At 54.4% G+C, this 13,142-nt stretch carries 9 protein-coding genes; 4 read left to right on the top strand and 5 right to left on the bottom strand.

Features of this window, described 5'->3' with window-relative positions:
- Positions 1-6: 6 nt before the first annotated feature.
- The 5 genes from AC2A1E_RS11095 to ybbA form a co-directional block, all read right to left on the bottom strand.
- Complete coding sequence (locus AC2A1E_RS11095) at positions 7-1,074, bottom strand: pentapeptide repeat-containing protein (protein WP_484383795.1); 1,068 nt, start codon at positions 1,072-1,074, stop codon at positions 7-9.
- Positions 1,074-3,599, bottom strand: coding sequence for a DUF2169 family type VI secretion system accessory protein (locus tag AC2A1E_RS11100; RefSeq protein WP_484383796.1), 2,526 nt, complete (start codon positions 3,597-3,599; stop codon positions 1,074-1,076). Before AC2A1E_RS11100 ends, AC2A1E_RS11095 begins: the two co-directional genes overlap by 1 nt.
- Before the next feature lie 161 nt (positions 3,600-3,760).
- The gene (locus tag AC2A1E_RS11105; protein ID WP_484383797.1) at positions 3,761-5,788 is read right to left on the bottom strand and encodes a type VI secretion system Vgr family protein; all 2,028 of its coding nucleotides are present in this window, start codon (positions 5,786-5,788) and stop codon (positions 3,761-3,763) included.
- 832 nt (positions 5,789-6,620) lie between these two features.
- Positions 6,621-9,053, bottom strand: a complete 2,433-nt coding sequence (ybbP, locus tag AC2A1E_RS11110; protein WP_484383798.1) for a putative ABC transporter permease subunit YbbP — start codon at positions 9,051-9,053, stop codon at positions 6,621-6,623.
- On the bottom strand, positions 9,050-9,736 hold the full coding sequence (ybbA, locus tag AC2A1E_RS11115; RefSeq protein WP_484383799.1) for a putative ABC transporter ATP-binding protein YbbA: 687 nt from the start codon (positions 9,734-9,736) through the stop codon (positions 9,050-9,052). Before ybbA ends, ybbP begins: the two co-directional genes overlap by 4 nt.
- On the opposite strand from ybbA, the gene tesA reads away from it, so the two are divergent.
- From tesA to AC2A1E_RS11135, 4 genes are all read left to right on the top strand, one after another.
- Positions 9,707-10,345 (top strand): multifunctional acyl-CoA thioesterase I/protease I/lysophospholipase L1, encoded by a 639-nt coding sequence (gene tesA, locus AC2A1E_RS11120; RefSeq protein ID WP_459402852.1) that lies wholly within the window; start codon positions 9,707-9,709, stop codon positions 10,343-10,345. The two genes, ybbA and tesA, sit on opposite strands and share 30 nt — an antisense overlap.
- A gap of 25 nt (positions 10,346-10,370) precedes the next feature.
- The gene (locus AC2A1E_RS11125) at positions 10,371-11,147 is read left to right on the top strand and encodes an SDR family oxidoreductase (RefSeq protein ID WP_484383800.1); all 777 of its coding nucleotides are present in this window, start codon (positions 10,371-10,373) and stop codon (positions 11,145-11,147) included.
- Positions 11,148-11,213: 66 nt separating this feature from the next.
- Positions 11,214-12,068 (top strand): co-chaperone YbbN, encoded by an 855-nt coding sequence (locus tag AC2A1E_RS11130; RefSeq protein ID WP_484383801.1) that lies wholly within the window; start codon positions 11,214-11,216, stop codon positions 12,066-12,068.
- A gap of 167 nt (positions 12,069-12,235) precedes the next feature.
- Entirely contained in the window at positions 12,236-13,141 is a 906-nt protein-coding gene (locus tag AC2A1E_RS11135) for an SPFH domain-containing protein (protein WP_459399593.1), read from the top strand.
- The last annotated feature ends 1 nt before the right edge of the window (position 13,142 follow it).

Below are 13,142 nucleotides of genomic sequence, written 5' to 3' on the forward strand. Positions count from 1 at the left end.
TCCTCTTTATCCGTGATCCGCATGGTCGAACTGCTCACTCCAGCCTTCGGCAGCGAACAGTTCGGGGTCATTCGCTAACACGCCGGTTTTGTCTCCCCAGCGTGTTTCCTGCTGTACGGCCCGGTGAAATTGCGTTTGGTTAAAATGCGCTCCGCCAAAATCGGCATAGCTGACATCGGCATACGAAAAATTGGCATAGACCAGTTGGCTGTCGGTAAATAACGCCCCCTGCGCCCGGCTTTTGTTGAACTGAGCCTGCGTAAGTTGGCAACCCGCAAAGTTGGTTGAGGACAGGCAGGCGTTAATCCACATCGACTGATTCATCTGGCTGGCGTGGCAGTCAGCATAAGACAGATCGGCATCCACAAACTGGGCACCATCTGCCTGGACGCCGCTCAGGTTAGCCTTCTGCATGGATGCGCCATGAAACAGACAAAGCTTGAGCAATGCCGAGGCGAAATTAACCTTCTCCATCTGATTGCGGGTAAACATGCACTGAATTAATGACTGGCCGCTATAGTCGAGACCCTGCTGTTGGCACTCAAAAAAGTTAACCTGTTCAAAATGCGCACCGGTCGGAATGTACTGGCGTAAATCCGTTTGATAAAACGTGGTTTTTTGTAGTTTGGCCCCGGTGAAGTCGCTTTTTTCCATCGTCGATTCGGAAATCGCACTCTTGTCGAACTGCGCCTGCCGAAACAAACAGTGATCCAGGCGGCAACCGATAAACTGCATTTTCGCCGCCTGGACCTGACTGAAATCCGCGTGTTGCAGATTGCACTCGCTGAAGATCAGGCCAGGCAGCGCAGTGCCGCTAAAGTTGGCGTGGCGTAAGTAAGATTCACTGAAGCGCGCATACTGCAACCGCGCCCGAGTAAAGATCGCCGCCGTTAAGATGCATTCGATGAACAGGCACTGTTCAAGATTGCAATCGGTAAAGTCGACGTTGCTGAAATCCACCTGCCTGAAAATGCCACCGGCCAGATCGCCAGAAACCAGGCTGATGCCGCATAGCGTCAACTCTTCAATCACCTCACCCTGTTTGACTTTTTGCTGTAGCTGAACCGCATCCATTACTCGGCTCCTTGGCTACTGCGCAACGGGTAGACTTTCATCTGTTTTACCCAGGCATCGTGCATCAGGGTGGTGTCATCGATTTCCGCCTGTGAGATATCCGCTCGGAACAGATTGGCAGCGGTAAGATTGCAGCCGATGAGCCGGGATTTCTGTAACCGGCTGCCGATCAGGCTGGCCTGTCTGAGATCGGCCCCCTCCAGGTTGGTGCGGATAAATAGCGAATCGCTGACCTGCGCCCGGTGCAGGCTCACCTGCCGGAGCGTGGCTTCGGACAGATCGCAGCTCTCAAGCGTAGCGAAACTCAGATCGGCCCCGCTAAGCGGCATTTGGCGCAGGTTGCATTGCATCAGCACCGCATGGGTGAAACAGGCGCTTTCCAGCACGGTGCCCGCGACAAAGGCGCAATTCTCCAGCCGGGCGCGGGTGAAATCGATGCCATCGGCCTGGCAATTCGTCATTGAGCAGCGCTTAAGCCGCGCATTTTCAAACACCGCATGCTGTAACTGGCTGTCGATAAAGGTACCTTTGTTAATCCGCACGGCGGAAAAACGCGGATTCTCCAACGTGATCCCGTTGAAAATAACGTTATCTAAAGAAGCTGCGCTAAAGTCACAGTCGGTCAGCGAGGTCTGGGTGAACATCTGATTTGCTATCGTTGTCTGACCAAAGTTGCAGCGCTCAAACTGCGCACCCTCGGTTTCGATATTGTTCAGGCCGGTACCGGTAAAATCACAGTCGCTACAGATAGCCTGCGCCAAGGTTACTTCGTGGAACAGGGTATGGCGTAGCGAAGTGTGGCTCAGGACGCTGCGGGCCAGAATGGTCTGCGTCAACGTGGCGTGATCCAGCACGCTGTGGCTCAGATCTACGCTCTCCATCATGGCGCGGGTCAGGTTGGCACCGCTCAGGTCAAGATGGGAAAGATCGGCACCGGTCAAATCGCAACCGGTGAAGTTACGATCCTGCGCCATTTTACCGATCACCCAGGCTCTCAACTGCGCGGCTCGCTCACCGGTCAGCCGTGGAGCGGCATTCTGGTTTAACACGCCAAGGCGATAAAGCTGATGCAACCCCTCTTCCTGGCCGGGATGCAGGCGGCCCTGCTGCTGTTTCAAGGCCGTGAGCATTTTATTAACGGATTCTGGCCCAGTCGGACGTCGCGAATCATAGCCATCCCGATCCGGCATACGCTGTTCCATCTGCTGCATGGCGTCGCTTTTGGCCTTAGCGGCCATCCCTTCCATTTCCGCCATAAATTCAGTCAGTTGGGAAAGCATGGGCCGTTTGATATCCGGCGTCTCTTTGGCCTCTGCATACAACGTAGTATCCACCGCTTCCAGGCGCTTATCGGCATCCTGGTAGATGGCTTGCTTACGTGCATCAAGGTTTTGCTGCAACGGATGCTCGGCTTCCGGCTCTGGTGTGTTATCAATCCATGGCCCGAGGATCTCTTCCGGCAGCAAGTCACGATCCTGGAACGCGAAGGCGCTGCCTTTTTCCCGATCGCTGCGCTTGATCCACACATCCCGATAATGGTCTAACGAACGTGGCCGATCGGCATGTTCCAGCGCAGGCATCAGCATATGAACGTTGTAACCATCGTCTTCCAGCGCCTCAAGCGGCAGTTCGCCGTGATACACCAGGATCATTTTCTCCAGATGCGGCAGGAACCAGACCGTGGTATGACGCAGTTCAATTTCAGAGAAAGCCTCCTCCCCTTTTTCCGTATGGTGGACAAAGCAGCGCGCTTTCCAGGGGGGAAGTTGTCCTTCCAGCAGGGCATGTTCAGGATGCATATTCTCGATCCGATACGGCGTGCCGCGCGGCAGTTCCGCCAGATCCTGCCACTGCTGATCTTGAGGAGCGATGTTGAACAGCCGGAAATCCGCATCATCGGCCAGGCCAATCGCCCCGCGCTGTATCCAGGCCTCATCGTAGCGGCGGCCAATAAACACCTGCCTGGCAGGCCAGGTGATATCAATAGCATCGAACCCGGCAGGGGTGACCCATTGCGTAGGTGAAGTTATGCGTTCGCCGGGCAATTCGATATTCGGCAACCGCTGGGGAGCGCCGTTGGCCTCCGCCCCGATGCCTAGCGGGTTGGCCGCAATATGCGGGCCGCCATAAGCGTGAGGCCAGTCAATGGGCAGAGAGGAAAAGGGGCGTGGGGAGGTCGGCGTTTCACCTTGCCATTGCCGATCGCCAGAAACAATTAATGATTTTTGCTTTTCACCCAGCGTAATGCTGGCACGGCAAACATTCTCAGCCAAACAGGCGTGCGGATAGGCATGGCCGGTTGCCAGAAACTCGGCGTAATATTTGGGGTAAGCGGTATCCACCACGCCTCCCGTACTGGATAATTCGCTTTGCGCCAGTTGCCATAATTCTGGCTCTGGGCGCAACATCGGTTGTGCCCCCATATCCACCAATGCCAAGACGGCAACGCCCAAATAAGGCTTATGCGCTTTATAAAAACAAGGACGATTCATAATCCCAAGACGCAGCGGTTTGATAATTCTCATTTATAGTTCGCCTTCCAGATGGCAATCAGTAAAAAGCATGCGAAATATCACACTTAAATAGAAAAGTATTATCTTTCTCAATTATCCATTAGCTATTCAATACACCACAGCATTGAGGACGGCGTATTTCCAGGAGGAAGAATCCCTTAATGCCGTTCTAATTAGAGATAAAGCACCAGATCTTTGGCATTTAGCTCCAACTTACCAATATTAATTTGGGCCTTGAATATTTTCAGTACGGTATCATCGGCCAATATTTTAGCTCTGGTGACCCCCAGATAAGTGGGAATAACCTGTGCTTCAAACTGCGTGGAATCAATATGCATCCCACGCACCCGAATATCGGCCCCCACGGCCTGTACTCTCAACCCGGCAGCGAAAACTTTTACTTTGGTCGCTTCCAGATCGTCAGGCGTGATAGAGACTCGATTGGTGGTCGGCTGAATCATCATTACTGGCGCAATGGTGGTCAGCGTTTGTGCCACCGTGGTGGTCAGGCTGCTGGAGAAGGTCTCTACCGCGTCGCCCATCACCGACATGGCGGAAGCCCCCTGGATCATCGAGGTGGCATCGCCCTCAATCAGCGAGTCGCTGAACCCTTGAATGGTGCTGGTCTGATCCGCCTCGACCAGCATGTCCAGGTTGTTTTCCACCGAAATTTTCATATCGCGTTCGGCGTGAATATCGACAAGTTCTGCACCCGGCGTATCATCCAGAAAGATGCTGTTGGCATTCGAGATACTGCCTTCGGTGGTGCGGCTCATAATCCCCATTTTCGTGGCGTTGGCCGGCAAATCCCACGGCGGCATATTGTCTTCGTTATAGACGCGCCCGGTGATCATCGGTCTGTCAGGATCGCCATTGATGAAATCGACCACCACTTCTTCGCCAATCCTTGGAACCTGCACGCCGCCGTATTGCCAGCCGGCCCAGTTACTGGAAACCCTGACCCAGCATGAGCTGGTTTCATCGCCCTGACTGTAGCGATCCCAGCGAAACTTGAGTTTTACCCGGCCATAGCTGTCGGTCCAGATACTCTCCCCCTCTGGGCCAACCACTTCTGCGGTTTGCGGGCCATGGGTTTTCGGCCAGGCGGTCTTGCGTTTTGGCCGCCACTGGGTGCTGGCTGGCAGAACCTCAAAGTCGATGTAATGTTCGGTATCATCTTCATCATTGCTGACGTAACTGTTTTCTTGGAAGAAATAGCGCGCTGCGACGGTCAGGTATTCGCGGGAATCTTCCAGGCGAGGGGCGTTATCCAGCATAAACCGGTATCCGGGTGCCAGGCCAAGCGAAGAGGCACGGCCGCTCATATTCTCATGATTAGCTTCAAACTCCTGCTGCCGAACTCGGGTGTAAAACTGCGCGTGGCTCTGATCGGTATAACACCCCGGCCAGTCGAAAATCTCTGCTTTCTCTTTTGCGTAGGACAACGGATTACGACGATTTTCTAACAAATTTGCCCGCGGTTTGCGGAAATCGTAATCATCCATGCTGTACAAACTGGGGGTGATAATGTCGGAAACATTCCACTCATAAATCGTCGCGTCGTTTTGCGTTAATCCCCCTTCTGTCAGGCGATAAACGATATTGTCATAGCCCGCTAGAACGTTATGCCCCTGAAGCGCATCGGCCAGGATCATGGTGTGCCCGTCAGCCTGATGGGTGAAATAGAAATAGATCCCCTCATGCTCCATCATACGGCAGATAAAATCATAATCACTTTCCTGGTATTGCACCGAATAATCCCAAGAGCGGTAATCATAGCTCAGGCGATTTTCAACTTTGACTTTGTATTCGCTTAATATACCGATGAGGATCTCAGGCACAGTTTTACCCTGGAAAATCCGGCAATCCTGATTTTGTGTCAGATACCAGAGCGTAGGGCGCAGCGTGGCGTGATAAAGATAGTATTTTTCGCCACTCTCTTCACGGCCAGCCAGCGACATGCCGGTGATATTACCGTTTAAATACCGTGGGTTACCAGGTAGATCATTAATTGTAATGGTAAAGGATTTACCGAGCAGTGACTTTAAATCAACGGTATTATTTGGACAGAGCAGTTCAACATCGAATTCATAAATTTCAGACAACCGTTCTTCGCCTGTTAACGTGCGAAAGAGAAGTGGTTCAGAGATATCTGTGATTTGTTGCGCGACGAAATAACGGTTTGGGTTTGGTGTAATCATTGTTTATGCCCGCACTATAGGAATGTAAATATTGTCATACCTACACCCTACGGCGCAGATACACATTCAAACTCCGCATACTAAGGTAAATATTTTCATAACCGCTGTAATAACTCGAACGTAATAGGGCTATTTTTATCCAGTCTTTAAAACGTAGTCAAATAAATGTAACACGCAATTTGAATGTGATAATCTATGTAAATCAAGGTTTCTCTTAGCCCTTTAGGCCGCTTTTTAATTGAATAATCTCGTGTGTGGCTATTTTTTTCGCTACTGGAAATAAATACGATGAGGAGAGATTTTTAGCGCAGGAGGTTCCCTATTATTTAGGGTGCAGGGTTACGCCGCTCAATCAGGCGATTGGCTCCTGCCGCCTAATAATCCTTACATTTTATAAGGATAATGGCTATCTAATGGGTCATAAAGAATTATGCTCTGAGGTATCCCGTCAGTTTACCGGTCTGCTAACTTTTCCTAGGAAAAGGATGTAGCGATAGATAAATTCGTTTGTCGTGAAATAAGCATGAAAAATACCCTTTAATAGGTATTAAATTGGCCTATAAAGATATAGTGAAGACTTATTTGAGAAAAAACCCGGAATTAATGATTGTTTGAAAAATGATTATTGCTATTTTATGCCTGTTTTTACTTTTAATTAAGTCGCTTTTTCTGCACCATAAAGTGGCACTCCACCCAATTCTTAAGCATGCTTTAACATTATGCTTCAATACTGGTCACGCCTCTCCCGCGGGAGAGGCGATTCAGGCCCCAAAAAGGCGAGCCCACCGGGTTGTTAACCGCCTGGCATAGCTCACCTGTTCACCATTTTTACTTAACCTTCGTAACTGCGAAACAGAGCTTGCCCGCGCAGCAAGCGCACACCTAGCCAACCGCCACATAGCGACAGCAGCAAGGCACTCAGTAGCGGCAGCGCCCACCACAGCACCGGCGTCGGCGACCACGGGAAGTCGAACACCTTAGTTTGTAACAGCCAGAGCGCCGCTTCAGCCCCCACTGCCGCCGCGATACCCGCCACCAACCCGAGCAGCGCAAACTCGCACCACAGCGTGCCACGCAGCAGGCGTTTGCCCGCTCCCAACGTGCGGTAAACCACCAGCTCTTGCCGACGTTGGCGCATACCTACCTGCACCTGTGCCAGCAGCAGCAAACCGCCGCAGATCACCACCAGCACCACCATCACTTCCAGCGCTCGGCTCACCTGTTGCAACACGCCGCCAACCTGCTTCAGGATCGAACCAATATCCAGCAGGCTCAAGGTTGGGAACTGGCGGTTGAGCTGGGTCAGCATCTTGCCATCACCGTCGTAACGGAAGCTGGTCAACCAGGTTTGCGGTTGGCCATCCAAGGCACCCGGCGGGAAGATAAAGTAGAAGTTCGGTTTCAGGCTTTCCCAATCCACCTGCCGCAGGCTGGTGACTTTGGCGCTGAACGATTGAGTATCGCCGCTGAAGGTCAGCGTATCGCCCAATTTGATTTTGAGCCGCCCGGCGATGCCTTCATCCATTGACACTTCCCCGCGCTTTGGCGGCCAAGTGCCCGCCGTTAACGGATTGTGATCCGGCAGATCCGTCTGCCAGGTCAGGTTCAGTTCGCGGTTGACCGCTTCGCCACCCGGATCGTCCTCATGCACCCTTTCCGTTGCCACCTGCTGGTTAATCTCGGTCAGGCGCACACGCACGATCGGGTAGAAAGTCTCTTCCTTCAATTGGTGTTGTTGCAGGAAAGCTTTAACCTGTGGCACCTGCGCTTGCGTCATGTTCAGCAGGAAATAGTTCGGGCTACCTGACGGCAACTGCTGCTGCCAGCGATCGAGCAGATCGTTACGCAGCACCAGCAACAGCGCCAACAGCATGAACGACAGCGAAAACGCCGCTAACTGGCTGATCGTCACCCACGGTTGATGCAGCAGGCGGTTCACCGCCAAGCGTAACGCCAGGTTTTTCAGCGTAATGCGCCGCAACAGCAGCAGGCTGCCCCAGCCAATCCCCCCCAGCAACAGTGCCAGCACCACCATCCCGGCGAGGATCGCCCACAGCAGCGTGCTCGCCCCCATCAGCACGGTCAGCAACAGCACCACCATCACCGCCGTAATCGGCAGGAAATAGCGCAGCGGCCAGACGTTAGCCACCACATCGCGGCGCAGCACACGCAGCGGTTGGGTGGCCAGCAATTGCCGGTACGGGCGCAGGCCGACCAGCAACGAAATCATCATCAGTGCCCCCAGCGCCCATACCCACGGCCAGACCCCGGCTGCGGGCAACTCCCCTGGTAACACCGGGGCCAATAGGCGGATCAGCAAGGATTCAAACCCCAGCCCGATCAGGCCGCCGCAGACCCCTGCCAGCAGCAGCACCGCCAGCCACTGGCCAACGATCAGCCTGCTCAGCGCTTTGCGCCCGGCACCCAGGGTTTTCAGCACCGCAATCAGATCGTAACGGCTGCGGCAATAGTGGCTCATCGCCACCGCCACGGCGGCAATCGACAGCAGCAGCGTCAGCAAGGCCGAAAGCAGCAGGAACTGCTGTGAGCGCTGTAGCGATTTCCCCAGCGCACTGCCGGACTCCTCCAGGCCAAACCAGCGTTGATCCGGCTTGAGCTGCGGCTTTAAGCGCTCTTCAAAACGCAGAATATTCTCCGGTGAACCGGCAAACATATAACGATAGGTCAGGCGGCTGCCCGGTTGCACCGCACCGGTTTTATCTACGTCCGCCAGGTTGATAATAATAGTGGGTGCAGTCTGGAACGGGTTAAAGCCGGAGTCCGGCTCTTGGATGATTTCACCGGCGATACGCAAGGTGGTATCACCCACCTCCAGATTATCGCCAACCTTGATATCCAACAGCGCCAACAGACGCGGTGCCACCAGCACCGTACCGGGTTCTGGTTTGATATTCGCCGGGCGGGTTTCCAATTTGCCATACAGCGGGTAAGCCACATCGGTGGCCTTCACATTGGCCAACTGTGGGCGTTCCCCGGCATAAGTCATGGTGGTAAAGCTGAGTTGACGGCTGACCTGTAACCCCTGCTGCTGCGCGTCCAGGATCCAGCCTTCCGGCACCGGGTGCGCGGTGCGCAGCACGCGGTCACCGGCAATAAAATCGCGGCTTTGCTGGCTCAAGCCTTTGTCCATACGATCGCTGATACTGCCGAGCGCCAGCACACAGGCCACTGACAACGTCAGCGCCAGCCAGACAATCAGCAGCGAAGGCGAACGCCATTCACGCCAGAACCAACGCCAGATCATGCTTCCTCCCACAGCTTGCCTTCACGCAAGCGCAGCCGCCGCTGGCAACGCGCCGCCAGCGTTTCGTCGTGAGTGACCAGGATCAGCGTGGTGGAAAAATCACGGTTGAGGGAGAACAGCAGATCGGCGATACGTTCACCGGTCTGGCGATCGAGGTTACCGGTCGGTTCATCGGCAAACAGCACCCGTGGGCGGCCGCTGAAAGCACGCGCCAGCGCCACACGCTGCTGCTCACCGCCGGAAAGCTGCGCGGGCAAGTGGCTAAGGCGTTTGCCCAGGCCGAGCTGCTCCAGCAATTGCACCGCCTGCTCGCGGCTCTGGCGATCGCTTTCACCCCGCAGCAGCGCCGGTAATTGCACGTTCTCCAACGCATTCAGCGTTGGCACCAGCATGAAAGATTGAAACACAAACCCGACGTTTTTCGCCCGCAAGGCCGCGCGCCCCTCTTCATCCAGAGCCGTCAGCGACTCACCCAGCAGGCGCACATCCCCTTCACTGCCGTCGTCCAACCCGGCGAGGATCCCCAGCAGCGTCGACTTACCCGAACCGGACTCGCCAATCAGGGCAATTGTCTGCGCGGGTTTGACAACCAGCTCGACTCCGGTAAGGATGGTGAGCTGATGCTCACCCTGACCAACGTGTTTACTAAGATGATGAACTTCAAGAACGTTTTCCGCTGGCATCTTCCCTTCCTTTTGCTGTTGGGATTATTCAGTTTACGTGCTGCCGCCGCCGATACCTTATTGATCCTTGGCGATAGTTTAAGTGCCGGTTATCGCCTGCCGGTGGCTCAAGCCTGGCCAACGCTGCTGGCCAACCGCTGGCAAAAACAGCCCAGCGGCCCGCAGGTGATCAACGCCAGTATCAGCGGTGACACCGCAGCCCAAGGGCTGGCGCGCCTGCCTGAACTGCTGAAACAGCACCAGCCGCGCTGGGTGATGATCGAGCTGGGCGCTAACGATGGGCTGCGCGGTTTCCCGGCCCAGGATATTCAGCGCGATCTCAGCCAGATTATCACCCAAGTACAGCAGGCGGGTGCACAACCGCTGCTCATGCAAATTCATATTCCGCCAAACTATGGCCGCCGCTACACCGACGCTTTCGGCGCCATCTACCCGGTGCTGGCCAAGCAGTTCAACATTCCGCTATTGCCGTTCTTTATGGAACAAGTGGTGATTAAACCGGAATGGATGCAGGATGACGGATTACATCCTAACAAGGATGCCCAGCCGTTTATCGCCACTTGGATGGCAGAGCGGCTGGAACCTCTAGTAAAACATGAGTCTCACTAAATAGGGCTGCCTACTAGGTAAAGTTATGCAAAAAGCAATATTGATAACCGGCTGTTCCAGCGGAATTGGGTTGATTGCCGCGCAGGATCTGCGTAACCGCGGCTACCGCGTGCTGGCCGCCTGCCGTAAACCACAGGACGTGGAAAACATGCAGCAACTCGGGCTGGAAGGGATTGAGCTGGATCTGGATGACAGCGCCAGCGTAGAACGTGCCGCAGCGCAGGTGATCGCAATGACCAACGGGCGTCTGTATGGCCTGTTCAACAATGGCGGTTACGGTGTTTATGGCAAGCTGAGTGCCATCTCGCGCCAGCAGTTGGAACAGCAGTTCTCAACCAACCTGTTCGGTACCCATCAGCTAACGCAATTGCTGCTGCCCGCTATGCTGCCGCACGGCGAAGGGCGTATCATTCAAACCAGTTCGGTGATGGGGTTGGTCTCCAGCGCTGGGCGCGGAGCCTATGCCGCCAGCAAGTTTGCGCTAGAGGCCTGGTCGGATGCGCTGCGTATGGAGCTGCACGGTACGGGGATTCAGGTCAGCCTGATCGAGCCCGGCCCGCTCACCACGCATTTTACCCAGAACGTTAATCAGACGCAGAGCGATCAGCCAGTGCATAATCCCCGCATCGCCAGACTGCTGACGCTGCCGCCGGAAGCCGTGCTACCGAAACTGCGCCACGCGCTGGAAAGCCCGAAAGCTAAATTACGTTATCCGGTGACACTGCTGGCCCATGCCATGGGTATCCTGCGCCGCCTGCTGCCCGGCCGCGTGCTGGATTGGATGATGCGCAGCAATGGCTAGGGTTGAAGTGCGTCAGTTTGCCCCCATTAAGAATCAAATCGCTCCGCAAGCTCAGAGAGAAAAACTATGCTAGCTCCAGTTGTTGTTGATATTAACGAAACTAACCTGCACCAGACGTTAGAACAGTCCATGTCGATCCCGGTGCTGTTTTACTTCTGGTCCGATCGCAGCCAGCATTGCCTGCAACTCAACCCGGTTCTGGATAAGCTGGCGGCGGAATACGCCGGTCAGTTCATTCTGGCCAAGGTAGACTGCGACGCCGAACAGATGATCGCCTCACAGTTTGGGCTGCGCTCGATCCCAACCGTTTATATGTTCCAAGAGGGTCAACCGGTTGATGGCTTCCAAGGCCCGCAGCCGGAAGAGATGATCCGTGAATTCCTGCAACGTTTCCTGCCCAAAGCCGAAGACTTGAAACTGGCAGAGGCGATGGAACTGCTGCAAGAAGATCGTGCCATCGATGCCCTGCCGCTGCTGAAAGAAGCCTGGCAAGCCAGCAACCAGCGCAGCGATATCGGCCTGACGTTGGCCGAAACGCAAATCGCCCTGAACAAGACGGAAGACGCCGAAGCGGTGCTGGCAACCATTCCATTGCAGGATCGCGATACCCGCTATCAAGGGCTGGTGGCGCAGATTGAATTACTGAAACAGGCTGCCGATACGCCGGAAATCCAACAGTTGCAGCAGCAGGTACAGCAGCAGCCACAGAACGTCGAACTGGCGGTTCAACTCGCCTTGCAACTGCATCAGGTTGGCCGTAACGAAGAAGCGCTGGAACTGCTGATGGGCCATCTGCAAAAAGATCTGGCCGCCGCGAACGGCAATGCACGCAAGACGTTGATGGATATTCTGGCCGCGCTGGGCACCGGTGATGCGCTGGCTGCCAAATATCGCCGTCAGCTTTATTCTTTATTGTATTGATCCTTCGATAATCAGGGTGCGGTCAGCCGCCCCCTGACAAGCGCCCCGCGTTCTTCCCTCCACTTCGCGATTAATTGATTTACAAAAAAATTAAGACTGAGCAGATATTAGGCTTTATCCCACCGTTGACGTAATATCTATTAATACGTCTGTCAGGAGGTTATGCCATGTTTACCGTTATTCCGATTGTGATCGTTGTTGCGTTGATTATCGTCTTCGCCAGCATAAAAATTGTGCCACAAGGCTTCCAATGGACGGTAGAACGTTTTGGCCGTTACACCAAAACCTTGATGCCTGGGTTAAACGTCGTTGTGCCGTTTATGGATCGTATCGGCCGCAAAATCAATATGATGGAGCAAGTGCTGGATATCCCTTCCCAAGAGATTATCTCGCGCGATAACGCCAACGTGGCGATTGATGCCGTGTGCTTTATTCAGGTGGTCGACCCGGCGCGTGCCGCCTATGAGGTCAGCAACCTGGAGCAAGCGATTGTTAACCTCACCATGACCAACTTCCGTACCGTGCTCGGTTCCATGGAACTGGACGAAATGTTGTCACAGCGCGACAGCATCAACAGCCGTTTGCTGCATATCGTCGATGAAGCCACCAATCCTTGGGGCGTGAAAATCACCCGTATCGAAATCCGTGACGTGCGCCCACCGGCCGAACTGATTGTGGCGATGAACGCGCAGATGAAGGCCGAACGTACCAAACGTGCCGATATTCTGGAAGCCGAAGGGGTGCGCCAGGCGGCGATCCTGCGTGCCGAAGGGGATAAGCAGTCGCAGATCCTGAAAGCCGAAGGGGAACGTCAGTCCGCGTTCTTACAGGCCGAAGCCCGTGAACGTGCCGCCGAAGCGGAAGCAAAAGCGACGCAGTTGGTTTCTGACGCTATTGCCAGCGGCAATATTCAAGCAATCAACTACTTCGTGGCGCAAAAGTATACCGATGCGCTGCAAAAAATCGGTTCCGCCAATAACAGCAAAGTCATCATGATGCCGCTGGATGCCAGCAGTCTGTTGGGTTCCATCGGTGGCATCACCGAACTGCTGAAAGACAGTAAAGGCAAGTAAT

Source organism: Serratia sp. HNCC26DJ206 (assembly GCF_057180605.1).